Below are 26355 nucleotides of genomic sequence, written 5' to 3'. Positions count from 1 at the left end.
ACAATCAGGACTCCAGGGAACCGTCGAGAGTTTTCAGTGCGCCGTAAAGGTTAGGACGGCGATCACGGAACGAACCCCACGCGCTGCGAATGTGTTCCAGCTCGTCGAGGTCGAAAGTGTGCACCAGAATACCTTCTTCGGTTTTGTTGAGCTCCTGAACTTTTTCGCCGAACTGGTTGGCGATGAACGATGAGCCATAGAAGGTAATGTCGTAGCCGTCCTGCTCTTCGTTGCCGATTCGGTTGCTGGCGATCAGCGGCATCAGGTTGGCGCCGGCATGGCCCTGCTGCACGCGCTGCCAGTGATCACGCGAGGAGATGGTCTTGTCGTGCGGCTCGCTGCCGATGGCGGTCGGGTAGAACAGGATTTCCGCGCCCTGCAACGCCATGCTGCGGGCGGCCTCAGGGAACCACTGGTCCCAGCAGATGCCCACGCCGATTTTCGCGTAACGGGTGTTCCACACTTTGAAACCGGTATCGCCCGGGTTGAAGTAGTACTTCTCGTGGTAGCCAGGGCCGTCCGGGATATGGCTTTTACGATAAATCCCGAGGTTGGAGCCGTCGGCATCGATGATCGCGATGCTGTTGAAACGCGCACGGCCGGCCAATTCGTAGAAGCTGATCGGCAGCACCACTTGCAGCTCTTTGGCGACTTTCTGGAAGTGCTTGATGGCGACGTTGTCTTCAACGGTCGTGGCCAGTTGCAGGTAATCCGGGTTCGGCTTCTGGCAGAAGTACGGGCTCTCGAACAGTTCCTGAATCAGGATGATCTGCGCGCCTTTGCCCGCAGCCTCACGGACCAGCTTCTCAGCGGTTTCGATGTTGGCTTCAAGGTCCCAGGAACAGGCCATCTGGGTAGCGGCGACGGTAACGATACGGCTCATGAATCGGCTCCTGAGCAAAGGCGTGGGGTCGAGTGTGGCCTCGACCCATGACAGAAATGGGAAGCATCGGGCGTGGTTCGTCCACACCGAGGCTGCGGTGACTTTATATCCGATAAATATCGGCTTTAAAAGCCACCAATAAGCCATACGTCATATTTTTTTGCTTAAAAGCCGATATCTATCGAATTATCACTCCTACAGAGGTATGTGTTTACAGGCCCTCTGCGAGCACCTTCGAGAGGATGTCGACGAAGAAATCCACACTCTGGCGCGAGGTCACCATCGGCGGTTTGATCTTCAGGACGTTGAGGAAGTCGCCGGTCGGCTGCATGAAAATCCCCAGTTCGCGCAGGCGATCACACAGCGCCGTGGTTTCTTCGGTTGCCGGTTCCAGGGTCTCGCGATTGCGGATCAGCTCGACGCCCAGGTAGAAACCGGAACCATGCACCGCGCCCACCAGCGGATGGATATCGATCAGTGCCTCCAGTCGCTCTTTGAAGTACCCGCCCACCACCTGGGCGTTTTCCCAGAGCTTTTCTTCTTCCATCACATCCAGCACCGCCATGCCGATCTGGCAACTGACCGGGCTGCCACCTGCCGAGGAGAAGAAATACCCTTCGGCTTCCAGCGCCTCGGCGATTTCCCGACGCGTGATCACCGCGCCCAACGGCTGCCCATTGCCCATGCCTTTGGCCATGGTGATGATGTCCGGCACCACGCCCTGTTCCTCAAAGCCCCAGAAGAAGTGCCCCATACGCCCGTAGCCGACCTGCACTTCGTCGGCGATGCACACGCCGCCCTGGGCTCGAACCAGTCCATAAACCTGTTTCAGATAGCCGGGTGGCAAGGAGATTCCGCCTGCATTTCCGTACACCGGCTCGCAAATGAAACCGGCCAATGGGCGACCTTGCGCGGCGATTTTCGCCAGGTTGTGTTCGACGCTGCGTACGTAGTCCGGCGCACTGTCCGGGCCTCGGAACTCTCCGCGATACGTATTTGGCGCAATGACTGGATGCACCCAATCCGGGCGGCTGCTCAAGGCCTTGGGGTTATCGGCGATCGACGTCGAGACGGCATCCGCGCCCACCGTCCAGCCGTGGTAGGCCTCCAGCACGCTGAGCATGTCGCGACCTCCGCTGTAGGCCCACGCCAGACGAATCGCCAGGTCGTTGGCTTCGCTGCCGCTGTTGACCAGGAACACGCGGTCCATGGAGTCCGGCGACAATTTCAGCAAGCGCTCGGAGAACTCGGCGACCGCGGCGTAGTTGAAGCGCGAATTGGTGTTGAGCAGCGACCACTGACGAGCGGCGACCGCCGCCATGCGCGGATGGCCATGGCCGAGCACCGCGACGTTATTGAGCATGTCGAGGTAGGAACGGCCCTGCATGTCGATCAGGTGGTTGCGCCAGCCGCGTTCGATGCGCGGCGGGTCAACGTAGTAGTGCTTCTGGGTACGGGCGAAACTGGCGTCGCGGCGTGCCAGCAGTGTCTGCGAGTCCAGCTCCTCTTCAGCATCACAGGCCAGCCCCAGCAGCGCTGCGGGCGACGGGCACAAGGCTTTCCAGGCCCGGGCGCGCGACGGTGTGCAAAACAGCGGCGCATTGAACGCCGTGCCTCGGCACAACTGCACGATCAGTGGCCCGCTGACCGAACCCAACACCTGGCCTTTGACCAGTGCTGCGCCGGTGTGCAGCGATGGGGTCACGCCCCACAGCCGCACGCTGAGTTGCGGCCCGTCGAGTTGCAGCACACCCGCCGACGGCTGATGAACCACCCCGGCAAACGGCGACTCGACGGCCGTGCCGTGGGGCACTCGCAACTCGACGTGCAATGGGCAGGTGTCCGGCTCGTCCGCCGTGTCTRGCCGGGTTCGCGACAACCGGTATTGCCCATAACGACTGGCCGCCAGGCCGTGGGTCGCGGCGGCTTCCGTCAGCAGCCGCTGATCGATGCCTTCCTGTTCCCAGTTGCCCGCCTCGAAATGCGGGCTGAGGACGCCCAGATCAATCAGCGCAAACTCGCGCCCCACCAGGCTCGGCAACAATGGCGCGAATCCTTCGCTGCCAATGCTCGGCAGGCTCTGGCCAACACAAGCCAGGATCGCCGCCTCCATCAGTTCCAGCGGCACCGAAGTGGCGACGCGGAAAATTTCCCATTCATGAATGAGGTTGTCGCGGCTGTATTGATTGCCCGGATCAATGCTGACCTGCTGCTCGCCACTGAGCACCAGCACCGCCGCCCGCGCGACGATCAACGGCCAAAGCGCCAGCAGTTCTTCGCGCTGCAACGGGTTGATTGCGTGATAGGCCTGAATCGCCGGCAAAATGTAAAACGGATCGCTATTGGCGTGATGCAGCAACGCCGCGCAGGTCACCGAAAGATCGGTGATACGCCAGGTGCGGACCAGGTCGCCGAAATCGATCACGCCCTGCAATTGCCACTGGCGCTGAGCATCGCGCTGCCAGACCACGTTGTCGTCAGTGATGTCCATGTGAATGGCCTGCACCGGCAACTTATCTACCAGCGGTTGCAAATGACGCTCGGCGCGTTCGGCGGCCTCGGCGATCAACCGGCGTTGCGCGTCATCCTTGATCACCGGCAGCAAATGGCCGATCAATGCGTTGGCGTGACGAGCGTCCCACTGCAACGTGCGTTCAAGTCCCGGATGGTCGAAAGCGGCCAGGGCCAGGTCCATTTCGCCGCAGAGTTGACCGAAACCGGCGACCACGGCACCCGGCAAATGATCGAGGTGGGTGAGCGACTGGCCCTCGATGTAGTCGAGCAGGCGCACGTGCACCGATTGGCCTGCGACGTCCAGCGTGAGCAAATCCACACCGTTTTTCGCCGCAATCACACGCGGCACCTTGACGCCGGACTGTTCGCCCAAATGCTTGAGCCCTGCGTGCTGGGCTTGCAGTTCCAGCGCTGAATAGTCGCCACGGCAGATTTTCAGGACGAAACGCCCCTGGTCGCTGTCGACGCGGAAATTGAGATCTTGCTGGCTGCCCAGGGCCTGCAACCTCCCGCTAAGCCCGTAATGCCCCTCCAGCAGCTCAAGCGCTTGCTGCGCAGACACTTGCGGGCTGGGCAAACTGGCGCGGTGAATCAACGTGGCGAGCGGCATACAACGACCTCTGAAATTTTATTAGGCGCTTATATCGCCACTGCTTGCGGCGATACGCAACCCCCATTCGACTGCCTGACCAGCGCCGGGCGCTCGACACAACGAGCACACGAATCGGGAAAATTCACGCCGCACTCGCCTCGCTCGACACTTTGCGCAAGAATGTGCCCCGTCAACGCCTATTGCTGGAGAAGTACCATGAATGTAGTCACCACCGACTTGCCCGGTGTTCTGATCATCGAACCCAGGGTTTTTGGTGACGAGCGTGGCTTCTTCTATGAAAGCTTCAATGCCAAGGCATTCAAAGAAGCGACTGGCCTGGATGCACAATTTGTTCAGGACAACCATTCCCGCTCGCAAAAAGGCGTACTGCGCGGCCTGCATTACCAATTGGAAAACACTCAAGGAAAACTGGTCCGTGTGACGGCCGGTGAAGTGCTTGATGTGGTGGTGGATATTCGTCGTAGCTCGCCGCATTTCGGTAAATGGCTGGCGGTGCGCCTGTCAGCCGGCAACCATCGTCAACTCTGGATCCCGGAGGGTTTCGCCCACGGCTTCGTGGTGCTGAGCGAGTTCGCTGAATTCCTCTACAAAACCACCGATTACTACACCCCATCCGCCGAGCGCAGCATTCGCTGGGACGACCCGGACCTGGCCATCGACTGGCAACTTGAAGAAGCACCGCAACTGTCCGGAAAAGATCAAGCCGCCGAGTTTTTCAAAGACGCTGAAGTTTTCGCCTGAGTCTGAATTTTCGCCTCAAGAAGGACTTGGCAACGGTGCGCAGACTGCGCCACCAAGCCTAGGCATAATGCGCCTGTACCCCCAGGCGCCCGATGCTCATGACTCCGACCCTCCCTCGCAGACCCCGCTGGCGCAGCCTCGCCCTGGTGGCGCTATGCCTGGCGCCGTTACTGTGGCCGCTGGAGCACTTGGCCGAGCGCTATTACCGCAGCGAACTGGCCGGGCAAAATCGCCAAACCCTCGACCTGTACGTCGCCAACCTGCTGGGCACGCTGCATCGTTATGAAGTGTTGCCGCAAATCCTCGGCGACTTGCCGGCCCTGCGCGCGGTACTCGGCGCGCCGGACGATGGCGTCACCCAAGGCAATGCCAACCGCTTGCTGAAAAACATCAGCACCCAGACCGGTGCCGAAGTCATGTACTTGATGGACACCCGCGGCAAAACGCTGGCGGCGTCCAATTGGGACAAACACGACAGCTTTGTCGGCCGTAATTTTTCCTTCCGGCCCTATTTCAGCGAAGCCATGGCCGGGCGGCTCGGACGGTTTTTCGGCCTGGGCACGACCTCCGCCAAACGCGGCTACTTCTTCGCCGCCGCAGTACGCGATGGCGAAAAAGTCATCGGCGTGCTGGTGGTCAAGGTTGATCTGGACCACACCGAAAGTCTCTGGGGCAAAACCCCGGAACAGCTGTTGCTGACCGACCATAACGGCGTGGTCATTCTCACGTCACGGCCAGAGTGGCGCTTCCGCTCGACCCGTCCGTTGAGCGACGAAGAAAGCAAAGCGATAACCGCGATCCAGCCCTACCCGACCCGTGACCCCAAACCGCTGAAGCTCAACCCCAACGCCTGGCTGACTCAGACCCAGCAGATCGCCGAAACCGGCTGGAACGTCAGCATCCTCGCCCCGCGCACCTTGATCGACCGACCGGTGCGTACGGTGGTCGCCATCGGAGGCGCCACGCTGTTGGTGTTGATGCTGCTGCTTGGGCTGATGATGCAGCGCCGCCGCCATTACCTCGAACGGATCGCCTTCGAAGCCAAGGCCCGTCGCGAACTGGAAGGCCGGGTCGCCGAACGCACCAGCGACCTCGAAGGTCTCAACCGGCGTTTGAAACAGGAAGTGCTGGAGCGCGAACACGCCCAGCAGGAACTGGTGCGCGCGCAGGATGATCTGGTCCAGGCCGGTAAATTGTCGGCATTGGGAACGATGTCGGCGAGCATCAGCCACGAACTCAATCAGCCACTGGCGGCGATTCGCAGCTACGCGGAAAACGCCGAAGTGCTGCTCGATCATCAACGCACCGACGATGCGCGCGGCAATCTCAAACTGATCAGCGAACTGACCGGGCGCATGGCCTCGATCATCGCTCACCTGCGCGCCTTTGCCCGGCGTGATCGTCACGCGCCGGAAAGTGTCGCTCTGCAACCGGCGCTGGATGATGCGCTGGCGTTGCTGGCCAAGCGTCGACGCAGCATGGAGGTCGAGCTGATCCGCGATTTACCGGCCGCCACGCTGTGGGTCGAGGCCGGGGAAACCCGTCTGCGCCAGGTGCTCGGTAACCTGTTGGCCAACGCTCTGGACGCGCTGACCGAAAAAGGTCCACCGCGTAAACTCTGGTTGAGTGCCCAATCCACCGCCGACGGCGTCCATCTGTACATTCGCGACAACGGCCCCGGCTTTTGCATGGAAGCCCTGGGTCGCGCCAGCGAGCCTTTCTACACCACCAAGACTCGCACACAAGGGCTTGGGCTGGGGCTGGCGATTTGTGAAACTCTGATGCGTGCCTTCGGGGGTGAACTGTCGTTCGCCAACCACAAGGAAGGCGGCGCCCTGATTACTTTGAAGCTACGCGCTGGCGCACCGGGTGTGAGCCTGCAACCGTCCGAGGACCGAAGTGCATGACCATCGACAACCGCATCCAGGTCGTGTTGATCGACGACGATCCCCACCTGCGTCAGGCCCTGAGCCAGACCCTGGACCTCGCCGGCCTGAAAATCCTGCCGCTGGCCGAGGCCAAGGGCCTGGCCGTGCAATTGGAGCGCGACTGGCCGGGCGTGGTGGTCAGTGACATTCGTATGCCGGGCATGGACGGTCTCGAACTGCTGACCGAACTGCATGCCCAGGACCCGGAGCTGCCCGTGCTGCTCATCACCGGCCACGGCGATGTACCGCTGGCGGTGCAAGCCATGCGCGCCGGGGCTTATGACTTCCTGGAAAAACCCTTCGCCAGCGATGCCTTGCTCGACAGTGTGCGTCGCGCACTGGCTTTGCGTCGGCTGGTGCTGGATAACCGCAGCCTGCGTCTGGCCCTGAGTGATCGCAATGAATTGAGCACCCGGCTGGTCGGGCAATCGGCGCCGATGTTGCGTCTGCGCGAGCAGATTGGCGCGCTGGCCGCGACCAAGGCTGATGTGTTGATTCTGGGTGAAACCGGTGCCGGCAAAGAAGTCGTGGCGCGGGCGCTGCACGATTTGTCGAACCGTCGTAATGGCCCGTTCGTGGCGATCAATGCCGGTGCGCTGGCCGAGTCGGTGGTGGAAAGCGAGTTGTTCGGCCACGAGCCCGGAGCGTTCACCGGCGCGCARAARCGYCGCATCGGCAAGTTCGARTTCGCCAACGGCGGCACSCTGTTCCTCGATGARATCGAAAGCATGAGCCTGGATGTGCAGGTSAARYTGCTGCGMYTGCTACAGGAGCGSGTSGTSGAGCGCYTGGGTGGCAATCAATTGATCCCGCTGGACATCCGCATCATCGCCGCGACCAAGGAAGACCTGCGCCAATCCGCCGATCAAGGACGCTTTCGCGCCGACTTGTATTACCGCCTGAACGTCGCACCGCTGCGCATTCCGCCGCTGCGCGAACGTGGCGAAGACGCGTTGACGTTGTTCCAGCATTTCGCCGATGAAGCCAGCGCCCGCCACGGTTTGCCCTCCCATGAATTGCAACCGGGGCATCGCGCCCTGTTGCTGCGCCACACCTGGCCCGGCAACGTTCGCGAGCTACAAAATGCCGCCGAACGCTTTGCCTTGGGCCTCGAACTGGCGCTGGACAACAACACGCCCGGCGGCGGCCCCAACACAATGGTTGAAGTGGTCAGCGGCGGCTTGAGCGAGCAAGTGGAAAACTTCGAAAAGAGCCTGATCGCCGCCGAACTGGCGCGCTCACACAGCTCCGTACGCAGCCTTGCCGAAGCGCTGGGCATCCCGCGTAAAACCTTGCACGACAAGCTGCGCAAACATGGGCTGATCTTCGCCAGCGGCCCGACCGACGATCTCGATTGAGCGACCGTTAATCAACACCTTCAGACAAGAGGCCCATGCATGAACCGCGACAGTCGTCACCTGGAATCCATTCTCCATCACGACATCCCCTTGACGCAGGCCATGGGTATCAAAGTGCTCGACTGGCACGACCAGCAATTGCGCCTGTACTTGCCGCTGGAAGCCAACGTCAACCACAAAAGCACCATGTTCGGCGGCAGTCTCTATTGCGGGGCGGTGCTGGCGGGTTGGGGCTGGCTGCATTTGCGCTTGCGTGAAGAGGGGATAAAAGACGGGCACATCGTGATTCACGAAGGGCAGATCAGCTATCCACTGCCGGTGACCATGGATGCGACGGCGATTTGTCAGGCACCGAGTGCGGCGGTGTGGAAGAAGTTTTTGGTGATGTATCAGCGCTATGGGCGAGCGCGGTTGACGTTGCATTCGCGGATTGTGAATGTCGACAGTGATGACGATGCGGTGACGTTTACCGGGCAGTACGTGCTTCACCGTTGACGCAAAAATTCGCAGCCTCGTTTCACTCGACAGCTCCTACAGGGGGTTTCTCTGTAGGAGCTGTCGAGTGAAACGAGGCTGCGTTTTTTTGATCTTTATGCCCGCGCCAACGCCAGCAGTTTTTCGCGCCAGGCAGCCTTCGCCGGCAGCGCCAAAAAGAACTCATTCAACAACGACTCGCGCGCCGGATAGCAAAACGGCGCACCGCTCAAATCCAGCACCTCGCCGCCCGCGCCTTCCAACACGCCTTGCGCAGCTGCCGTGTCCCACTGCGACGTCGGCGCCAGACGCGGATAACAATCTGCCGCCCCTTCCGCCAACAGGCAGAACTTCAACGAACTGCCGATGTTGGCCAATTGCAACTCACCCAGGCTATCGCTCAACCCGGCCAGCAAGCGCTCCTGCTCCGGGCTCGAATGTCGACGGCTGGCGACCACGGTAAACGCCTCTCCCGCAGCAGGCACTTCGCGGACCTGGATCGGTAATGGCTGGCTGCCCCTATCGCCACGCCAAGCGCCCAAGCCTGCACCACCGACGTAGAAGCGCCCGTTGGTCGGCATCGACACCACACCAAACACCACCCGCCCCTGCTCGATCAACGCAATGTTGACGGTGAACTCTTCGCTGCCGCTAATGAATTCCTTGGTTCCGTCCAGCGGATCTACCAGCCACCAACGCTGCCACCCGGCGCGCACGCTTTGGGGGATGTTGGCGTCTTCTTCGGACAGCACAGGAATACTGGGGTCCAGCGCGGTCAACCCGGCCAGAATCAAATGATGAGCCGCCAGATCGGCAGCGGTCACTGGCGAATCGTCAGCCTTGGCCGTCACGGCCGTGCCGGTGCGCCAGAACGGCAAAATCGCTTCGCCAGCCTTCAACGCCAGTTCAACCACCGGCGCCATCAACGGATGGGGGAAATTCAACTTCATGGCAAAAACACCCCACGTTGGGTCAATAAGTCACGGGCCAAGTACAACGCCGCCAAGGCTCGGCCCTCAGTGAAGCGTGGGTTCTGCGCCAGGGCAGACAGCTCATGCAGATTGATCTTGTCCACGCCCATCGGCTCGGGTTCGTCGCCCTCCAGGCTTTCTTCGTACAGATCGGTGGCCAGCACCACCTGAATCTTCTGGCTCATGTAACCGGGCGACAACRACAACTCGGTCAGGTGCTCCAACTGCCGCGCGCCATACCCGGCTTCTTCCTTGAGCTCCCGCTCGGCCGCCGCCAGCACATCTTCGCCCGGCTCGATCAGGCCTTTGGGCAGGGACAGCTCGTATTCATCCGTACCGCCGCAGTATTCCTCGACCAGTACCGCGTGATCGGCATCGAGCATGGCCACGATCATCACGGCGCCATAACCAGCGCCCTTACCGACCAAACGCTCGTACGTGCGCTCCACGCCATTGGAAAAGCGCAGTTTCAGCTCTTCGACACAGAACAAACGGCTGGTGGCGACGATCTCGCGGGCGAGTACGGTGGGTTTCTGGCGCATGAAAAGCTCCTTGGCGTGAACGCGTTACTATACCCGGCCTATCCTGATTGTTGACCTCGGATATCCTTTTTACCGCTGGAGATTTTTTAATGCCCCCGCTGCCCTGGCTCGACATCGATACCGTTCTGCTGGACATGGACGGTACGCTGCTGGACCTGCACTACGACAACCATTTCTGGATGGAGCACTTGCCCCAGCGCTACGCAGAATTGCACGGAGTGAGCCGAGCGATGGCCGAGTTAGAGTTGCAGCCGCTGTTCGAGCGCAATGCCGGTCAGTTGCAGTGGTATTGCCTGGATTTCTGGAGCGCCGAACTGAAGTTGCCAGTGCGCGAACTGAAACTGGAAACCGCCCACCTGATCGCCCTGCGCCCCGACGCGGATACCTTCCTGGCTGCGATCAAACAGGCCGGCAAGCGCGTGGTGATGATCACCAATGCGCACCGGGACTCGCTGTCATTGAAGCTGGAAAGGATTGAACTGGCGCCGTACTTCGAGCGTTTGATCAGTTCTCACGATTACGGTTTTCCCAAGGAAAATCCACAGTTCTGGGAGGCGTTACAGGCCGACATCGGCTTTGATCCGGCGCGCAGTCTGTTTATCGATGACACGCTGCCTATTCTGCGCAGCGCGCGCCATTTTGGCGTGGCACATCTGTTGGCGGTGAGTGAGCCGGACAGTCGAAAAGGGCCCAAGGACACGGCGGAGTTTGCGGCGCTGGGGGATTATCGGGATTTGATTGCAGGGCTCTAGACCGCGCCGCCTGCATCGCGGGCAAGCCATGCTCCTACAGGTTTTGCGTCGTTGATCGTTCCCACGCTCTGCGTGGGAACGATCGGCGCAGAGGCTTACTCAGGAATTCGCAACGACTGCCCCGGATAGATCTTGTCCGGGTGCGACAGCATCGGTTTGTTGGCGTCGAAGATTTTGTTGTACTTGTTGGCGTCGCCATACACGCGCTTGGAAATCGCGCTGAGGGTGTCGCCCTTCACAACCGTGACAAATACCGCCGCGGCCACCACCGGCCCGGTCACCGTGATCTGGTCATCCACACTGCCGACACCGGCAATATTGCCCACCGCCAACAGAATCTTCTCCTTCTCTTCCTGACTGGCGACTTCCCCGGTGACGGTCACTTTGTCGCCATCCACCGTCGCCTGCACATTCGGGTTACCCAGGCCGACCTTGCTGATGTGTTCCTTCAACTGCTCGCTGGCATTGGCATTGCCGGGGGTCAGCAGATCCAGCAGTTTTTCGCCGGCTTCCTTCACAAAGCTCAAAAGACTCATGGTGCACTCTCCTTGGGTTTAAAGTTCCAGACGCAAAAGACTAGACCAGGCCTGTCATCCCCGGTTCCAACCCGACCAATGACGTCGATCCGGCGCAAGCGCTAGAATCGCGCCTTCACCGCGCCCTGGAGCGAAGATGGACATCAAGCAGCTGAAATTCCTCATCGCCCTCGACGAAACCCGGCACTTCGGCCAGGCCGCCGCGCGTTGTCACATCACCCAGCCAACCTTGTCCATGCGCCTGCGCAGCCTCGAAGAAGAGCTTGAATTGCCGCTGGTCAATCGCGGTCAGCGTTTCGAAGGGTTTACCGCCCCCGGCGAGCGCGTGCTGGCCTGGGCGCGCACAGTGCTGGCGGCTTACGACGGCTTGCAGGCTGAAGCCGCGGCCTGCCGTGGCAACCTGGTCGGCACATTGCGGTTGGGCGTGGTGCCGTTGTCGAGTTTCGATCCGTTGCCCTTGATGCAACGCTTGCACACCGAACACCCGAACCTGCGCTTCGAACTCTCGGCGTTGAGTTCCGAGCAAATCCTCGAACAGCTGGCGAACAACCGCCTCGACCTCGGCGTGTCCTATCTGGAGCGTCTGGACAACGAGCGCTTCGATTCGCTGGCCTTCAGCGAAACCCGCATGGGTCTGCTCTACGACCAGCGCTTCTTCAATTTCGGCGAGGCGCCGTTGAGCTGGGAATCGTTGATCGAACTGCCGCTGGGCATGCTCACCAGCGGCATGCACTTTCGCCAATCCATCGACCACAACTTCCACAGCCGTGGCCTGACGCCCCAGCCGTTGCTGCAAACCGATGCAGTCCATCAATTGCTGCAAGCGGTACACGGTGGCATGTGCTGCGCGGTGATGCCGCTGGACGGCGGGCTGGAGAACCTCACCGATCACCTTCGCCTGCAACCGATCGAAAACGCGCAGACCCTCGCCCGGCTGGGGCTGATCATGCGTCGAAGTGCGCCGCGTTCGGCGTTGGCGGAAGCCTGTTTCGCGCTCTATCAGAAATCACCAATAGCTTCTTGATCGACGGCATCTATCGGCAGATCAGTAATAGCGATTAGACGCGACAAGTTGACACGCCTAGGCTTAAAGCTGACTAAAACGTCGGTGATACCTCATGAACGCCAAGCGCCCTACTTGCGCGGCGCCTGCCCTCGACACGCCCGCGCCAGACGCTAGCCAGAAGTACAGTTTTTGCGACCTTCAATACACCGAATCGGCCAGCACCGCGCTGGCTGAAGAAGTCGCGTTGGCGATCGCCTACAACGGCATCAGCCAAGCCGTAATGCTGGTGACACCGACGGACCTTGAAGACTTTATTGTCGGCTTCAGCCTCGGCAGCGGCATCATCGAAGACGCCAACGACATTTACGACCTGCAACTCAGCGGCTCGGGCTCGGCGCAGTACGCGCAAGTGACCATTGCCAACCGCGCCTTCTGGAACCTCAAGCAACAGCGTCGGCAATTGGCCGGCACCAGCGGTTGCGGGCTCTGCGGCGTGGAAGCCGTGGAACAGGCGTTGCCGGATCTCAAGGTGTTACCCGGCGCACCGCTGCCGCCTGCTGAATGGCTCGATGGCCTGCGCCAACGCATCGGCGCCTTCCAGCCGTTGGGCCAGCATTGTGGCGCAGTGCACGCGGCGGTGTTCATGAACGGTCAGGGCGAATTGCTGATGGGCCGTGAAGACATCGGTCGGCACAATGCCCTCGACAAACTGATTGGCGGGTTGATCCGCCAGAAGATCCCGACCACCGGCGGCCTGGCGATCGTCACCAGCCGGTGCAGCCTCGAACTGATCCAGAAAGTATTGCGCGCCGGTATCCAGACCCTCGTCAGCCTGTCGTCGCCCACGGGCCTCGCCGTGCAATGGGCCCGTCGTCACCACCTCAATCTCATCCACCTGCCGCAAAAAAGTGCGCCGCGGGTTTACAGCCCTGCGATGGAGAACCAAGCGTGAGTCAACACCGTCAAGCCGATCAGACACCCGTCCCTCGCTACAAGCCCTACAAAGGACCGGCCGGCGGCTGGGGTGCACTGATCAGCGTGGCCCAGGCCTGGTTGACCAGCGACAACGCGTTGAAAAACCTGCGCATCATGCTCAAGACCAACCAGAACGGTGGCTTCGACTGCCCGGGTTGCGCTTGGGGCGATTCTCCGGAAAAGGGCATGGTGATGTTCTGCGAGAACGGCGCCAAAGCGGTGAACTGGGAAGCGACCAAACGCCGGGTGGACGGCGCGTTCTTCGCCAAGCACAGCGTTACGTCCTTGCTGGAGCAGAGCGACTATTGGCTCGAATATCAGGGTCGTCTGACTGAGCCTATGGTTTATGACGCCGAGACCGATCGCTACAAACCGATCAGCTGGGAGGGCGCCTTTGCGCTGATCGCCAAACATTTGAAGGGCCTGTCGAGCCCGGATCAGGCCGAGTTTTACACCTCGGGGCGGGCCAGCAACGAAGCGGCTTACTTGTATCAGCTGTTCGTGCGCGCTTACGGAACCAACAACTTTCCGGACTGCTCGAACATGTGCCACGAGGCCAGCGGCGTGGCGTTGGCGCAAAGTGTCGGCGTCGGCAAAGGCACCGTGACCTTCGACGACTTCGAGCACGCCGACGCGATTTTCGTCTGGGGCCAGAACCCCGGCACCAACCATCCACGGATGCTCGAGCCACTGCGTGAAGCGGTGAAACGCGGCGCTCAAGTGGTGTGCATCAACCCGCTCAAAGAGCGTGGCCTGGAACGCTTCCAGCATCCACAGCACCCCATCGAAATGCTCACCAACGGCGACAAGCCCACCAACACCGCCTACTTGCGCCCGGCGCTTGGCGGCGACATGGCGCTGATGCGCGGCATGGCGAAGTTCCTGCTGCAATGGGAGCGCGACGCACAGAAGGCCGGTGAGCCGGCCGTATTCGACCATGACTTCCTCAATGAACACAGCGCCAACGTGCTGGAGTACCTGGGCATCGTCGACGATACGTCATGGGAGCAGATCGTCGAGCAGTCCGGCTTGACCCTGGTGGAGATCGAACAAGCGGCGCGCATGTACGCCAAAGGCAAGAACGTGATCATGTGCTGGGCGATGGGCATCACCCAGCACCGCCATTCGGTGGCGACCATCCAGGAAATCGCCAACCTGATGCTGCTGCGCGGCAACATCGGCCGACCGGGCGCCGGCCTGTGCCCGGTGCGCGGCCACAGTAACGTGCAGGGCGACCGGACCATGGGCATCAACGAACGTCCGCCAGTGGCGTTCCTTGACTCGCTGGAACGCCGCTTCCAGTTCAAAGTGCCACGCGACAACGGCCACAACGTGGTCGAAGCGATTCACGCCATGGCTGAAAGCCGCTCCAAAGTATTCATCGGCCTGGGCGGCAACTTCGCCCAAGCCACCCCGGACAGCCCACGCACCTTCAAGGCCCTGAGCAATTGCGACCTGACCGTGCAAATCAGCACCAAGCTCAACCGCAGCCATTTGGCCCACGGCAAAGACGCGCTGATCCTGCCGTGCCTGGGCCGTACCGACATCGACATCCAGACTGAAGGCCCGCAAGCGGTGACCGTGGAAGACTCGTTCAGCATGGTCCACGCCTCCAACGGCCAGTTGCAGCGACTGTCCGATCAGATGCGTTCGGAGCCGTCGATTATCGCCGGTATCGCCGCCGCGACCCTGGGCAGCAAACCGGTGGACTGGAACTGGCTGGTGGCTGATTACGGGCGCATTCGCGACCTGATCGCCGACACCATTCCGGGCTTTCGCGATTTCAATGAGAAGGTCAAGAACCCGGGTGGTTTCTACCTTGGCAACAGCGCCGGCGCGCGCAAGTGGAATACCCCGTCGGGCCGGGCCAATTTCCGTCCCAATACGCTGCCCAAAGACCTGGTGCACGAACGTACGCGTGCGACGGGCGTGTTGCCTGACTTGATCATGCAATCGATGCGTTCACATGATCAGTACAACACCACGATTTATGGTCTCAACGACCGTTACCGTGGAGTGAAAGGTCAGCGCGATGTGCTGTTTGTGAACGAAGCCGACATCATTCGCCTGGGTTTCAAACCGGGGCAGAAGGCCGATATCGTTTCGATCTGGGATGACGGACGTGAGCGCCGCGTCAAGGGCTTCACCCTGCTGGCGTTTGATATCCCGGCGGGGCAAGCGGCGGCTTACTACCCGGAAGTGAATCCGCTGGTGCCACTGGAAAGCACCGGGGATGGCAGCCATACGCCGACGTCGAAGTTTGTGGCGATCCGTTTGGAAGCAGCGAGTGAAACCGGATTGATCATGGCCAGGTCGGCCTGACGTCCCACCCCTGATCGTTCCCACGCTCTGCGTGGGGATGCAGCCCGGGACGCTCCGCGTCCCAAAGCGGCCGCAAAGCGTCCATTGAGGCGTTCCCACGCAGAGCGTGGGAACGATCACTCTTCGCGACGAACAACTTTCCAATCGCCCACAAAAAAGGCCGTTTCTGTATAGAAACGGCCTGTCCGAAGTAACTAAAGACCGGCGAAAAACCGTTAAGTTCCGTCTATAAAACAGTAACTTATCAAAATGTGCTGAAGTCGTGTTACTCGTCGGATTTCGATTGTCACACCTCTGACACAGCCTCAGGATCGCGCCGTCATCCCCTTGAGGTTCCCCCATGAAGTTCTCCTCGATTCTCTTGTTGTCCCTTGGCTTGGTCAGTGGCATTGCTTCTGCTGGCGGCACCACCGAAGCAGGTGTGGGCGGCGCATTGGGCGGGGTTCTTGGCTCGGTCGTCGGTCAGTCGTTAGGCGGCAATACAGGTTCCACCATCGGCGCGGCCCTGGGCGGCGCGGGTGGTAGCGCAGTTGGCGCAAACAAACACAGCCGTGGCGAAGCCGCTATCGGCGGCGCACTGGGCGCAGCAGGCGGTAACGTGGTCGGCCGCAGCATGGGCGGCACCACCGGCAGCCTGATCGGCTCCGCAGCAGGCGGCGGCGCTGGTGGCGCGCTGGGTAACTACATGGGCAACAAATACGATGATGAGGGCGACAACGATAATCGCTCTTATCGTGGTGATCGTGGCTACTACCGTGACGGTCACCACGATCGTGGCCACCACTACGGTCATCGCAAGCACCACAAGTACTACCGCGACCGCGATTGAGACTTCAGTCGCCTCGCTAGCCGGTACGTCAAAAAATCGCAGCCCTCGGGCTGCGATTTTTTTTGCCCGGTCTAAACCACCAAACGCTCCAGCGCCCCACGCAATCCGGCCGGAATCGACACAGGCTGATTCGACAGGCGATCTACAAACACATGCACGAAGCGCCCGGCCGCGCAGGCTTCCTCTTCCCCTTGCTTGAACACGGCCAATTCATATTGCACCGAACTGTTGCCCAACTTGCCGACTCGCAGGCCGATCTCGATCCGGTCCGGAAACGCGATGGAAGCAAAGTAGTCGCAAGCCGAACTTACGACAAAACCCACCACCTCGCCGTCATGGATATCCAGGCCGCCGACTTCGATCAGGTAAGTGTTCACCGCCGTGTCGAAGAAGCTGTAGTAGGTGACGTTGTTGACATGACCGTAGGCGTCATTGTCGTGCCAGCGGGTGGTGATGGGCTGGAAGTGTGGGTAGTCGGTGCGTTGGCTCATGGGAGGCTCTCGTCTTGAAAGATCGTTCCCACGCTCTGCGTGGGAATCCAGCCCGTGACGCTTGGCGTCACAGTGGACGCAGAGCGTCCAAGGAGGCGTTCCCATGCAAAGCATGGGAACGATCACCGGTATTGAAGTCTACCGATCCGCGAATCCTTTACCCACCGCCGCCAACTCGCCAATCAGCCGTGCTGGCTGCCAGTGATCGCCTTGCCGGGTTTCCAATGCCATCAAGCGTTGGTGGATGTCCGCCAATCCTTGCTGATCCGCCCAGGCCATCGGCCCGCCCTTGTCCGCCGGGAAACCATAGCCGTTGAGGTACACCAGATCGATGTCGTGTGCCGACCCGGCAATGCCTTCCTCAAGGATCTTCGCGCCTTCGTTGACCAGTGCCAGCAAGCAACGCTCCAGAACCTCTTCAGGGCTGATTTCGCGGCGCTGGAAGCCCAAGCCTTCGCTGACCTTCAAGACCAGCGCATCAACCTCGACATCGTGCTCAGCCTGGCGACTGCCCGGTTCGTAGTGGTAATAGCCGTTGCCACTTTTCTGACCGAAACGCCCGAGTTCACACAGCCGGTTATCCACTTGAACCTCTGGCGCATCCTGCCCGGTGCCGGCCAATTCCCGCGCACGCCACCCCAGGTCGACCCCGACCACGTCGTACATGCGGAACGGTCCCATGGCAAAACCGAAACCTTGCAGCGCCGCATCCACCTGGTAGGGATAGGCCCCCTCCAGCAGCATCTTGCGCGCTTCGAGCACGTAGGTATTGAGCATGCGGTTGCCAATGAATCCGTCACAATTGCCTGCCACCACGCTGACCTTGCCCATGCGCTTGCCCAGCGCCAGCGCGGCATCGAGTACCGCCGGCGCAGTCTGGGCGCCACGGACGATTTCCAGCAGTTTCATGATGTGCGCCGGGCTGAAGAAGTGCAGCCCCAGGACCTGTTGCGGACGGCGAGTGGCGGCGGCAATGGCGTCGATGTCCAGGGCCGAGGTGTTGCTGGCCAGGATCGCTTCGGGTTTGAGCAGGCCATCCAGTTCCCGGAAAATTTTCTGCTTCAGTTCCAGGTTTTCGTAGACCGCTTCAATCACCAGATCAACATCGCGGATCGATGCGTAATCGGCAGCCGCCGTTACCCGTGCGAGGCGCGCATCCGCCTCCGCCTGATCGATGCGGCCCTGACGCACGTTATGGGCGTAGGTGTCCGCGACGGTGGCCAGCGCCTGTTCAAGCATCTGCGGATTGTTATCCACCCACTGCACCGGCACCCCGGCATTGGCCAGACACATGACAATGCCACGGCCCATGGTGCCTGCACCGATGACGGCGGCACGCTGAATATTGAATGGCGTCTGGCTCATGATTTGCTCTCTTGTTGGCGATCCAAAGACAGCCCTCACCATAGTCAGACGCCCTGCATTTTTGAAATTTATTCCTGTGATGAGCAACATTCAGCGGATGGATCTACCCCGGGAGATGCGCCTCGGCCCACTCCCGCACGTCGGCATAGGGATAATTCTCCAGCGCCGCGAACCCCGCAATTGCCCGCACCTTGAGCTTGGTAAACAGCGGTACGCTGATGCCGCACAGAAACCGCGTGACGCGCTCGGCCGACGGTGCATTGCCGGTGTGCTGCTCGTGCCTGTGGATAAAATCACCGCACAGTGCTTCGAAACTTTTATCCACAAGTGCCGGCAACTCCGGCGGTGCTGGCAGCCGGGCTACGTGCCCGTGACAGACCGAACAATGCCCGCACTGCCGAGGCGCGTTTTCATCACCGAAATACTCGGCCAGGCGATAACCCAGGCACTGGTCAGTGGCAAACAGATCAAGCATGGCGTGAATCCGAGCGATCTCGGTTCGCTCGTGTTGAGTGAAGTAGGCATGTAACTCGACACTCAAGGCCTGAGAATCAACTTCCGATTGCAGCAGGCTGTAGACCTCGGTCATCTGCTTGCTTTCGAGTTCGACCCAACCCTTTTCCTGGAAGTAATCCAGTGCCTTGACCACCCGATTGCGCTCGGCCTGGTGCTGCTCGTACAGCGCATCGAAATTCACCGTCGCCCAAGTCCGTGCGCGACTGGAGGTCTGGATGATTGCCGCGACAAAGTCCCTTCGCTCACCCTCAAAACGGGCTAACAGGGCCTCGGGTTCCTGCAAGTATTTGAAGCGGTATTCGGCGTAATAGGCGTAACGCGGGGCAATCAATCCGCGCAGTTCCAGTTGCACCAGCAAGGTCTTGAGCGGTAATTGCCGGATGTTGCTCTGGTCCGCCAGCGGGCCGATTAAAAACTCCCATTGACCTTCGGGGGCGGACGCTTGCAACTCGTCGAGTACGCAGCGAATGCCGTCCAGTTCCGGCGTATCGCCGTAGACGAAGTTTTCCAGCACGTTGAGGCTGTCGCGGTTGGCTAGCACCAGACAATCGGACGGCTGCCCGTCACGTCCGGCACGGCCGATTTCCTGGCTGTAGTTTTCGATGGATTTGGGCAGGTCGAAATGCACCACATTGCGGATGTCACTCTTGTCGATGCCCATGCCAAACGCGATGGTGGCGACGATGCAATTGGACTGCCCGCCCATGAAGCGCTTTTGAATGGCTTCGCGTTGTTCGTGGGGCAAACCGGCGTGATACGCCTCGGCCTGAATGCCGTTGCGGCTCAAATGTTCAGCAATATGCTCAGCGGTTTTTTGCAGGGTGACGTAGACGATGCTTGGCTGATTGGGGCGCTCGTTCATCCATTCGACCAGCCGTCGGCGTTTGTCCTGACCACGCACGGGCTCTACCAATAAGTTGAGGTTGGGTCGATAGAAACCCGTGGTCACTACGTCTTCCGGTGCGATGGCAAACTTGGCCTCCATGTCGGCGATGACCTTGGGCGTCGCGGTCGCGGTCAGCAGCAGCGCCTGTGGAATATTGAACTGGCGCTGGTAGTCCGGGAGCTTGAGGTAGTCGGGGCGGAAGTTGTGGCCCCACTCGGAAATACAATGCGCCTCGTCCACCACCAGTAGCGAGATAGGCACTTGCTGCAAAAAGTTACGGAAGCGCTCGTTCTTCAGCCGCTCCACTGAAATCATCAAGATCTTCAGCTCGCCAGACTTGGCCCGCGCCATCACATCACTGGCGTCATCACGGCTCTGCGCCGAATCGATGCTGCCCGCCGCAATACCGTGGCGTTGCAGGAACGCCAGTTGATCCTGCATCAGCGCCAGCAATGGCGAGACCACCAGCGTCAGGTGTGGCAGCAGCACGGCGGGTAATTGGTAGCAAAGGGATTTGCCCGAACCTGTCGGGAAAATCGCCGCCGCCGAGCGCCCGGCCAAGACCGCGCTGACTGCCGCCTCCTGGCCAGGACGAAACTGTGGATAACCGAAAACCTGTTCCAGGGTGTTGTGCATAAGCTGTCACTCCGTTGACCGCTGCGAAGCCCAAAGCCTAGCCGGCAAACGCAGCGAGTCGAGAAAAGGTCGGGGGCCAAAACGATACGGGATGATACAGCTTCAAAGGGTCACCAGCAGGCGAAGGGGCTAAGGCATCGCATGCCTGACTCGCTTTAAGCGAAACGCAGGCGTTTTCGAATCGTCCTACGGATTCTGGCGCGCGCGTAGGCAAAAGACGACATCGACGGTAAACCCCCTACAAAACCTGTCCATTTGCGCGGTATTGCGACCCCTTGATGCGCGCCCCTATAGTTTGCCGCGCCGCTGAAAACAGGACGGACCTCATGCAAGACCGCTATCGCCCACTCAAATCCAGCTACAGCGAAACACCGGTGCTGGTCATCGACACCGACGCAGATCCTCACGAAATTCTCGACGCCGCCCGACAACGCATCCGCGCCGCCACCGGCCTGCTCGAAACCCTCTATTGCCTGTGCTTCAAACACGCCGATACAGCCGACATCCCCAACATCGTCAACGCGTTGTACCTGCTGACTCAGGACGGCAACGAACTGTTGGACATCGCCCACCAGCGCCTACCGAGAATTAGCGCTGGTTGATGCCCGGATGAAAATCCCTGTAGGAGCCGGGCTTGCCCGCAATGGACGATAACGCGGAAGGCCTGATGGCTCTAAACGATAGATATTTCGGCTGGGGATAAGTCTGTAGGCAGCGCCCTATCAAAGCTTCATCCCGGTCCTACAACGACAGATCCCTTGTCGCCTTTCGCTGCCTGGCGGCTCACACCTATAGTCGTGACCGTCGCTGCCAAATCAGCGGCTCGGGCTTGGTCACCCGACAAAGAGAGTTCACATTTCCAATTAAATACAGGTGTTCATCAGTGACAACGTTAAATCCTCTTTTTGATCGCTACCGCCCGCTGCAAACCAATCTCACCGACTCCCCGCCCCTGATCATCGACACACAGGCCAACCCCCAGGACATCCTCGAAGCTGCCATGCAGCGCATCCGAGCCTCCAGTGATCTCCTCAAAACCCTGCACTGCATCTGCTTCAAACACGGCGACGTCGAAGACATCCCGCACATCACTCACGCGCTCTACCTGCTGACTCAGGACGGTTGCGACCTGATGCAAGTCGCCCAACAACGCATGATGGGCTGGAAAGCACCAACCTAAGACACCCTTTTCACCGGGAAGCCAACTTCACTGTGAGCTGGCTGCCCACGAAAAAGGATACTAATTCCTACATCCCTAATGGAGGCAAAAGATTGCAAACTATTATTGATTGCGTAGCATGTGAGCCACTGATCAGCCACGGGCTCCTTTTTATGACAACCGAAACGATTGATCACAGCACGCTTGTCAAACTGGTTGAAAACGGCGCCGTTAACGCCGCTCACATCTCAGCCAAACAGGGTGGGTGGACGGTACAGATTGAACATGGATCACAAGCACATTCCCTGGCAGCGCAACGCAGCCAACAAATTCGCCTATTTAAAAAACTTGAAACGCTAGTGATTTATTTGCAAGGAATAGGCATCAATCATTTCGATGTCGATGCTTCGGGCTATGACCCCCTACAAGTAAAAACCTATTCGCGCCCGGACCGTTCCGACGCAATGAAGCAAGCTCATGAAGCCGCTGCTTATGAGGAGTGGTTCAGGAAGCAGGTTCAGGCCAGCATTGATGATCCCCGACCAAGCGTGAGTGACGAAGAGGCACGCCGAATCTTTGCTGCAAAACGTGATGCCATACGTCGACGGACGCGCTAATGCGGGTTGTTTGGCGCCCCTCGGCGCTGACTGACCGGGACAACATCATGAATTACATTTGCCAGGACAACCCTTACGCGGCAATTGCTTTAGACGAAGTCTTCGAATTCAAAGCAGAGCAAGCACGCCAGCAACCAAAGCTATATAAAAAGGGCAGAATCCATGGCACTCATGAAATAGTCGCCACACCAAATTACGTTATGGTCTATGCGGTCTTGCCACAAACGATAGAAGCAATACGGGTACTGCATGCTAGACAACAATGGCCGTGATTAGGCCCACCACCAGGTTTCGAATGCTACAAAAGCTCTCCGACGCCGACCCAACCGCTCGTTATTTGAAAGAAGGCACTGAGCGTATCAACGCCACTTTTCTCCAACTGGAGGCCATCATGAACCTCGCCCCCAACTTCCCCGACGACCACACCATGCACCTGCTCATGCAGTTGTTGCACGAGGAACTCGGCCTGCCTGAACGCAAATCCATCAGCCTCACCACCTCGATCAACTTCGACCTGAGTTGTGACGGCACCGATGCGCGGCACTTGATGGAAGCGCTGGAAGAGCAGTTTGGGATCGACTTGATAGATTACGACGCCTATCGCTACTTTCAGCCGGAAGGGTTTGATGTGTTCCTCAAGCGCCGAGCCAAAGGTCGCGGTGACAAAGTCCCACTGACCATTGGCATGCTGTACAAAGCAATCAAAGCTCAACGGTGGGATACGCTCGAATTGGAAGGCTCCAAATCGAACGCATAAGTGCCATTATCCTGGTCGTTTTACGCAGTTTCAGCTGGAATATTGGCAGTTTCGTGAATCTGACGAGCTGAATAGCGCCCACAAAAAAGCCGCCCCGAAGGGCGGCTTTTTCATTCGCCAGAACCAGTCTTACAACTTCGGCCCGGCAGCCTTGATCGCATCGCTCACTTCGAACTTCTTGAAGTTCTCAACAAACAGACCCGCCAGTGCTTTGGCAGCTTCATCGTAAGCAGCCTTTTCAGCCCAGGTGTTACGTGGGTTCAACAGGCCAGTCTCAACGCCCGGCACGGCCAATGGCACGTCGAGGTTGATGGTGTCGAGGTGTTCGGTTTCAGCACCGATCAACGCGCCGCTCTGGATCGCTGCGATCACCGCACGAGTGGTCGGGATGTTGAAGCGTTTGCCGACGCCGTAGCCACCGCCGGTCCAGCCGGTGTTGACCAGGTAAACCTTGGAGCCGAAGCCGCGGATGCGCTTGATCAGCAGTTCTGCGTATTCGCCAGCCGGACGCGGGAAGAACGGTGCGCCGAAGCAGGTGGAGAAGGTCGACTTGATGCCGCTGCCCGAACCCATTTCAGTCGAGCCCACCAGAGCGGTGTAGCCGGACAGGAAGTGRTAGGCCGCTTGTTCTTCGCTGAGGATCGACACTGGCGGCAGCACGCCGGTCAGGTCGCAGGTCAGGAAGATTACAGCGTTTGGCTCGCCACCGAGGTTCTTCTCGGAACGCTTGGCAACGTGCTCCAGCGGATAGGCCGCGCGGCTGTTCTGGGTCAGGCTGACGTCGGCATAGTCGGCGTGCTTGGCGTCATCGATAACGACGTTTTCCAGGACTGCGCCGTGCTTGATGGCTTTCCAGATGACCGGCTCGTTCTTCTCGGACAGGTCGATGCACTTGGCATAGCAACCGCCTTCGATGTTGAACACTACGCCCTCGCCCCAACCGTGTTCGTCGTCACCGATCAGGTAACGGCTTTCGTCGGCGGACAGAGTGGTTTTACCGGTGCCGGACAAACCGAAGAACAGGGTCACGTCACCTTCTTCGCCGATGTTGGCAGCACAGTGCATTGGCAGCACGTCGGCGGCCGGCAGCAGGAAGTTCTGCACCGAGAACATCGCTTTCTTCATTTCACCGGCGTAGCGCATGCCAGCGATCAACACTTTTTTCTGTGCGAAGTTGAGGATCACGCAACCATCGGAGTTGGTGCCGTCACGCTCTGGATCGCATTCGAAGTTGGCAACGTTCAGAACCTGCCACTCTTCACGACCAGCCGGGTTGTACTGGGCCGGGTTGATGAACAGGCAACGACCGAACAGATTCTGCCAGGCAGTCTGGGTGGTCATTTTCACGGCCAGGTAGTGATCGGCAGCCGCACCTACATGAACGTGGGAAACGAAATGCTCTTGTGCATTGTTGAACGCCTCAACGCGGTCCCACAGGGCATCGAACTTGTCGGCCGGGAACTTGCGGTTGATCGGGCCCCAGGCGATGGCAGCCTGAGTGGTTGGCTCTTCAACAATGAAACGGTCGACTGGCGAGCGGCCGGTACGGTGACCGGTGCGAACAACCAGCGCGCCGGTATCGGCAAGCTCGCCTTCACCGCGATTCAGGGCTTCTTTAACCAGATCATCAACACTCAGATCGGTGTACACGGCGTTATTGGCTTGCGTCATGAGGTTCCCCGTCGGCCAGTGGCCGAGTGCTCCAAACGTTTTTGTAGTAGAAAGTCGTGCACTACTACCGCGAAAAAAGTGGGCCGGATTATGCCAGAAAAGCCCAAAAAGAGTAGGCCCCTCCTGTCGTAACGGCGTTATTCCGGCACTTACCAGTGAATTTACCTGCGCTGAACCGTTTTAGTGACGGGTATCTGACGGCGTCTCGACCCCTGCGCCCGCGAACAATTGAGTGACGTCAGCGGCATCGAACAGGTAGCGCTGGTTGCAGAATTGGCAGTCGATTTCGATGTTGCCACCGTGTTCAACCACCAGATTTTGCGCATCGTCCATCCCCAGACTGACCAGGGCATTGGCCGAACGTTCGCGCGAGCAGCTGCAACGGAAGCGCAGTTTCTGCACGTCGAAGAGGCGCACTTGCTCTTCGTGGTAAAGACGATGGAGCACGGTTTCGTTGTCCAGGCTCAGCAATTCATCGGCGGTCAGGGTGGTGGCCAGCGCAGTGAGGTGCTGCCAGTTGGCGGCGCGTTCTTCTTCGTCTTTCAAGCGATCGGCAGGCAGTTGTTGCAACAGCAGGCCACGGGCGCGGCGGCCATCGGCGTACAGCCAGAAACGGGTGCCGACCTGTTGGGACATGACGAAATAGTTGGTGAAGCACTCGGACAGGGTCTCGCCGTCGAGGTCGACGATGCCCTGGTAACGCTGACCCTGGGTCGGGTCGACTGTCAGCGCCAACACGCCGTTTGGCATCAAATCGGCGAGTGTCGCATCGGGGGCAATCTGATCGGCCTCGTAACGGGCCAGGCCGCGGATATCGCGCTCGCTGGAGCACTCGATCATCAGCAGCGGGATCGGGCCATCGGAACGGGCCTGGAGAATCAGCAAGCCATCGAACTTCAGCGCGCCGACCAGCAGCGATGCAGCCGCCATCAGTTCGCCGAGCAATTGTGCGACCGGTTCCGGATAGGCGTGTTTGGCCAGGACTTCGGCGTAGCTGAGCTCCAACGAGACCAGCTCGCCACGGGTGTCGCTGTCATCGAAGATGAAGCGTTGGGTGAAGTCGTTATCCGGTAGGTCGGTCATAAGTCTGGGTATCTGAATTGATCAAAATGAAGTTTCAACGCCTCTGACGCCATAGGCCCTCTTTATGGCCCATGGGGTCGGATGCGGTAGTGATTTTCGACGAGTGGCTATTTATCAGCTCGTAGTACCGTCAGGGAATGACCCGATATGGTTACTCATCCCGCCAATTGCAAGTCCGCCGCGGTCAAAGGGCCGGATTTCAGGCTAGTCGCCGCTGCTACTGCCACGAAACTTGAACAAATCCCGTCGCTGTTTCTTGCTCGGTTTGCCATCGGTGCTCACACCCAGCGCGCCAGCCTTACGCTGGGCGGCGGCGTTTTCGCGCTTGGCGATGCTGGCTTCGGTTTCGGCATACAGCGTCTGGGCCTCCGGCGCGCCCCGACGAACGATCGACAGCGCCTGAACCACCACCGTGCGCTCGTCGAAACCGGCTCGAATCACAAACTCATCGCCGACTCTCGGTTCCTTGCCTGGCTTGCAACGCTCGCCCCGGCAATGCACCTTGCCGCTTTCAATGGCAGCCTTGGCCAAGGCACGGGTTTTGTAAAAACGCGCGGCCCACAACCATTTATCGAGACGGACTTTATCGTCCTCTTCGTTTTTTTGTGCCATGGGATTTCCTCATTCTGAAATATTGCTGAACTGTACTACCGTTTCAGTCGTACCAAGAATTCCACCGGCTCGGATTACAATGCACGCATTCCAGAACCTCTCGCAGGGGCTGGAAATC

General features: G+C 59.5%; 25 protein-coding genes. 14 read left to right on the top strand and 11 right to left on the bottom strand.

Going from position 1 to position 26355, the window contains the following annotated elements:
• Positions 1 to 4: 4 nt before the first annotated feature.
• Together aguB and AC1D2P_RS10570 are read right to left on the bottom strand one after the other, a co-directional pair.
• Positions 5 to 883, bottom strand: coding sequence for an N-carbamoylputrescine amidase (aguB, locus tag AC1D2P_RS10575; RefSeq protein WP_046031278.1), 879 nt, complete (start codon positions 881 to 883; stop codon positions 5 to 7).
• 211 nt (positions 884 to 1094) lie between these two features.
• Positions 1095 to 4007, bottom strand: a complete 2913-nt coding sequence (locus tag AC1D2P_RS10570) for an aminotransferase (protein WP_477811421.1) — start codon at positions 4005 to 4007, stop codon at positions 1095 to 1097.
• 198 nt (positions 4008 to 4205) lie between these two features.
• On the opposite strand from AC1D2P_RS10570, the gene rfbC reads away from it, so the two are divergent.
• The 4 genes from rfbC to AC1D2P_RS10550 all read left to right on the top strand — a co-directional run bounded on the left by rfbC (position 4206) and on the right by AC1D2P_RS10550 (position 8532).
• Positions 4206 to 4751 carry a dTDP-4-dehydrorhamnose 3,5-epimerase gene (gene rfbC, locus AC1D2P_RS10565; RefSeq protein WP_109785310.1) on the top strand — a complete coding sequence of 182 codons (546 nt, stop codon included), beginning with the start codon at positions 4206 to 4208 and terminating at the stop codon, positions 4749 to 4751.
• A 98-nt stretch (positions 4752 to 4849) separates the two neighbouring features.
• Complete coding sequence (locus tag AC1D2P_RS10560; protein WP_109785525.1) at positions 4850 to 6658, top strand: sensor histidine kinase; 1809 nt, start codon at positions 4850 to 4852, stop codon at positions 6656 to 6658.
• Positions 6655 to 8037 (top strand): sigma-54-dependent transcriptional regulator, encoded by a 1383-nt coding sequence (locus AC1D2P_RS10555; RefSeq protein WP_109785309.1) that lies wholly within the window; start codon positions 6655 to 6657, stop codon positions 8035 to 8037. Before AC1D2P_RS10560 ends, AC1D2P_RS10555 begins: the two co-directional genes overlap by 4 nt.
• 39 nt (positions 8038 to 8076) lie before the next feature.
• Entirely contained in the window at positions 8077 to 8532 is a 456-nt protein-coding gene (locus AC1D2P_RS10550) for a thioesterase domain-containing protein (RefSeq protein ID WP_046031285.1), read from the top strand.
• Positions 8533 to 8627: 95 nt separating this feature from the next.
• On the opposite strand, the gene cysQ is transcribed toward AC1D2P_RS10550, so the two are convergent.
• Positions 8628 to 9461 (bottom strand): 3'(2'),5'-bisphosphate nucleotidase CysQ, encoded by an 834-nt coding sequence (gene cysQ, locus AC1D2P_RS10545; RefSeq protein ID WP_109785308.1) that lies wholly within the window; start codon positions 9459 to 9461, stop codon positions 8628 to 8630.
• Positions 9458 to 10024: an ADP compounds hydrolase NudE gene (nudE, locus tag AC1D2P_RS10540; RefSeq protein WP_477811420.1), complete on the bottom strand. Its 567-nt coding sequence runs from the start codon at positions 10022 to 10024 to the stop codon at positions 9458 to 9460. Before nudE ends, cysQ begins: the two co-directional genes overlap by 4 nt.
• Positions 10025 to 10113: 89 nt before the next feature.
• Here nudE and yrfG point away from each other — a divergent pair, with 89 nt between their 5' ends.
• Positions 10114 to 10776: a GMP/IMP nucleotidase gene (gene yrfG, locus AC1D2P_RS10535; RefSeq protein WP_109785307.1), complete on the top strand. Its 663-nt coding sequence runs from the start codon at positions 10114 to 10116 to the stop codon at positions 10774 to 10776.
• Between the two features lie 95 nt (positions 10777 to 10871).
• On the opposite strand, the gene lysM is transcribed toward yrfG, so the two are convergent.
• Positions 10872 to 11312, bottom strand: a complete 441-nt coding sequence (gene lysM / locus AC1D2P_RS10530; protein WP_109785306.1) for a peptidoglycan-binding protein LysM — start codon at positions 11310 to 11312, stop codon at positions 10872 to 10874.
• Between the two features lie 136 nt (positions 11313 to 11448).
• Between lysM and AC1D2P_RS10525 the strand changes: the two genes are divergently transcribed.
• The 4 genes from AC1D2P_RS10525 (at position 11449) to AC1D2P_RS10510 (ending at position 16444) form a co-directional block, all read left to right on the top strand.
• The gene (locus AC1D2P_RS10525; RefSeq protein WP_046031290.1) at positions 11449 to 12336 is read left to right on the top strand and encodes a LysR family transcriptional regulator; all 888 of its coding nucleotides are present in this window, start codon (positions 11449 to 11451) and stop codon (positions 12334 to 12336) included.
• Positions 12337 to 12430: 94 nt separating this feature from the next.
• On the top strand, positions 12431 to 13270 hold the full coding sequence (gene fdhD, locus AC1D2P_RS10520; RefSeq protein WP_046031291.1) for a formate dehydrogenase accessory sulfurtransferase FdhD: 840 nt from the start codon (positions 12431 to 12433) through the stop codon (positions 13268 to 13270).
• Complete coding sequence (locus tag AC1D2P_RS10515; RefSeq protein WP_109785305.1) at positions 13267 to 15615, top strand: FdhF/YdeP family oxidoreductase; 2349 nt, start codon at positions 13267 to 13269, stop codon at positions 15613 to 15615. The genes fdhD and AC1D2P_RS10515 overlap by 4 nt, the downstream gene beginning before the upstream one ends.
• Positions 15616 to 15955: 340 nt before the next feature.
• Entirely contained in the window at positions 15956 to 16444 is a 489-nt protein-coding gene (locus AC1D2P_RS10510; protein ID WP_046031293.1) for a glycine zipper domain-containing protein, read from the top strand.
• Positions 16445 to 16515: 71 nt separating this feature from the next.
• On the opposite strand, the gene AC1D2P_RS10505 is transcribed toward AC1D2P_RS10510, so the two are convergent.
• The 3 genes from AC1D2P_RS10505 to AC1D2P_RS10495 all read right to left on the bottom strand — a co-directional run bounded on the left by AC1D2P_RS10505 (position 16516) and on the right by AC1D2P_RS10495 (position 20338).
• The gene (locus AC1D2P_RS10505) at positions 16516 to 16935 is read right to left on the bottom strand and encodes an acyl-CoA thioesterase (protein WP_077432254.1); all 420 of its coding nucleotides are present in this window, start codon (positions 16933 to 16935) and stop codon (positions 16516 to 16518) included.
• 138 nt (positions 16936 to 17073) lie between these two features.
• Entirely contained in the window at positions 17074 to 18300 is a 1227-nt protein-coding gene (locus AC1D2P_RS10500) for a 3-hydroxyacyl-CoA dehydrogenase (protein ID WP_109785304.1), read from the bottom strand.
• A 103-nt stretch (positions 18301 to 18403) separates the two neighbouring features.
• Complete coding sequence (locus AC1D2P_RS10495; RefSeq protein ID WP_109785303.1) at positions 18404 to 20338, bottom strand: RecQ family ATP-dependent DNA helicase; 1935 nt, start codon at positions 20336 to 20338, stop codon at positions 18404 to 18406.
• Between the two features lie 326 nt (positions 20339 to 20664).
• Here AC1D2P_RS10495 and AC1D2P_RS10490 point away from each other — a divergent pair, with 326 nt between their 5' ends.
• From AC1D2P_RS10490 to AC1D2P_RS10470, 5 genes are all read left to right on the top strand, one after another.
• A complete protein-coding gene (locus tag AC1D2P_RS10490; RefSeq protein WP_109785302.1) occupies positions 20665 to 20940 on the top strand; it encodes a hypothetical protein in 276 nt (91 codons plus the stop codon).
• Positions 20941 to 21221: 281 nt separating this feature from the next.
• Entirely contained in the window at positions 21222 to 21518 is a 297-nt protein-coding gene (locus AC1D2P_RS10485) for a hypothetical protein (protein WP_109785301.1), read from the top strand.
• Between the two features lie 92 nt (positions 21519 to 21610).
• Complete coding sequence (locus tag AC1D2P_RS10480; protein ID WP_335739948.1) at positions 21611 to 22114, top strand: antitoxin PaaA2 family protein; 504 nt, start codon at positions 21611 to 21613, stop codon at positions 22112 to 22114.
• A complete protein-coding gene (locus tag AC1D2P_RS10475) occupies positions 22114 to 22386 on the top strand; it encodes a type II toxin-antitoxin system RelE/ParE family toxin (protein ID WP_109785300.1) in 273 nt (90 codons plus the stop codon). Before AC1D2P_RS10480 ends, AC1D2P_RS10475 begins: the two co-directional genes overlap by 1 nt.
• A 119-nt stretch (positions 22387 to 22505) precedes the next feature.
• The gene (locus tag AC1D2P_RS10470; protein WP_109785523.1) at positions 22506 to 22871 is read left to right on the top strand and encodes a DUF1493 family protein; all 366 of its coding nucleotides are present in this window, start codon (positions 22506 to 22508) and stop codon (positions 22869 to 22871) included.
• Between the two features lie 129 nt (positions 22872 to 23000).
• Here the strand turns inward: AC1D2P_RS10470 and AC1D2P_RS10465 are convergent, their stop codons facing one another.
• From AC1D2P_RS10465 to AC1D2P_RS10455, 3 genes are all read right to left on the bottom strand, one after another.
• Positions 23001 to 24542 (bottom strand): phosphoenolpyruvate carboxykinase, encoded by a 1542-nt coding sequence (locus AC1D2P_RS10465; protein WP_046031304.1) that lies wholly within the window; start codon positions 24540 to 24542, stop codon positions 23001 to 23003.
• A gap of 180 nt (positions 24543 to 24722) precedes the next feature.
• Positions 24723 to 25625, bottom strand: a complete 903-nt coding sequence (gene hslO / locus AC1D2P_RS10460; protein ID WP_046031305.1) for an Hsp33 family molecular chaperone HslO — start codon at positions 25623 to 25625, stop codon at positions 24723 to 24725.
• Between the two features lie 204 nt (positions 25626 to 25829).
• The gene (locus AC1D2P_RS10455; protein ID WP_046031306.1) at positions 25830 to 26237 is read right to left on the bottom strand and encodes an RNA-binding S4 domain-containing protein; all 408 of its coding nucleotides are present in this window, start codon (positions 26235 to 26237) and stop codon (positions 25830 to 25832) included.
• Positions 26238 to 26355: the final 118 nt, after the last annotated feature.

It is taken from the genome of Pseudomonas sp. P1_F1_2, from assembly GCF_056405815.1.
Note: the sequence above shows the minus strand (reverse complement) of the source record. Positions and strands in the feature narration are given on the sequence as shown.

Excerpts from the sequence above, each read along its gene's own strand:
- AC1D2P_RS10470 (WP_109785523.1), top strand. The coding sequence starts at position 22,506 with ATGAACCTCGCCCCCAACTTCCCCGACGACCACACCATGCACCTGCTC.
- AC1D2P_RS10560 (WP_109785525.1), top strand. The coding sequence starts at position 4,850 with ATGACTCCGACCCTCCCTCGCAGACCCCGCTGGCGCAGCCTCGCCCTG.
- AC1D2P_RS10475 (WP_109785300.1), top strand. The coding sequence starts at position 22,114 with ATGCGGGTTGTTTGGCGCCCCTCGGCGCTGACTGACCGGGACAACATC.
- lysM (WP_109785306.1), bottom strand. The coding sequence starts at position 11,312 with ATGAGTCTTTTGAGCTTTGTGAAGGAAGCCGGCGAAAAACTGCTGGAT.
- AC1D2P_RS10525 (WP_046031290.1), top strand. The coding sequence starts at position 11,449 with ATGGACATCAAGCAGCTGAAATTCCTCATCGCCCTCGACGAAACCCGG.
- AC1D2P_RS10490 (WP_109785302.1), top strand. The coding sequence starts at position 20,665 with ATGCAAGACCGCTATCGCCCACTCAAATCCAGCTACAGCGAAACACCG.
- aguB (WP_046031278.1), bottom strand. The coding sequence starts at position 883 with ATGAGCCGTATCGTTACCGTCGCCGCTACCCAGATGGCCTGTTCCTGG.
- AC1D2P_RS10550 (WP_046031285.1), top strand. The coding sequence starts at position 8,077 with ATGAACCGCGACAGTCGTCACCTGGAATCCATTCTCCATCACGACATC.
- cysQ (WP_109785308.1), bottom strand. The coding sequence starts at position 9,461 with ATGAAGTTGAATTTCCCCCATCCGTTGATGGCGCCGGTGGTTGAACTG.
- yrfG (WP_109785307.1), top strand. The coding sequence starts at position 10,114 with ATGCCCCCGCTGCCCTGGCTCGACATCGATACCGTTCTGCTGGACATG.
- fdhD (WP_046031291.1), top strand. The coding sequence starts at position 12,431 with ATGAACGCCAAGCGCCCTACTTGCGCGGCGCCTGCCCTCGACACGCCC.
- rfbC (WP_109785310.1), top strand. The coding sequence starts at position 4,206 with ATGAATGTAGTCACCACCGACTTGCCCGGTGTTCTGATCATCGAACCC.
- AC1D2P_RS10495 (WP_109785303.1), bottom strand. The coding sequence starts at position 20,338 with ATGCACAACACCCTGGAACAGGTTTTCGGTTATCCACAGTTTCGTCCT.
- AC1D2P_RS10510 (WP_046031293.1), top strand. The coding sequence starts at position 15,956 with ATGAAGTTCTCCTCGATTCTCTTGTTGTCCCTTGGCTTGGTCAGTGGC.
- hslO (WP_046031305.1), bottom strand. The coding sequence starts at position 25,625 with ATGACCGACCTACCGGATAACGACTTCACCCAACGCTTCATCTTCGAT.
- AC1D2P_RS10455 (WP_046031306.1), bottom strand. The coding sequence starts at position 26,237 with ATGGCACAAAAAAACGAAGAGGACGATAAAGTCCGTCTCGATAAATGG.
- AC1D2P_RS10500 (WP_109785304.1), bottom strand. The coding sequence starts at position 18,300 with ATGAGCCAGACGCCATTCAATATTCAGCGTGCCGCCGTCATCGGTGCA.
- AC1D2P_RS10505 (WP_077432254.1), bottom strand. The coding sequence starts at position 16,935 with ATGAGCCAACGCACCGACTACCCACACTTCCAGCCCATCACCACCCGC.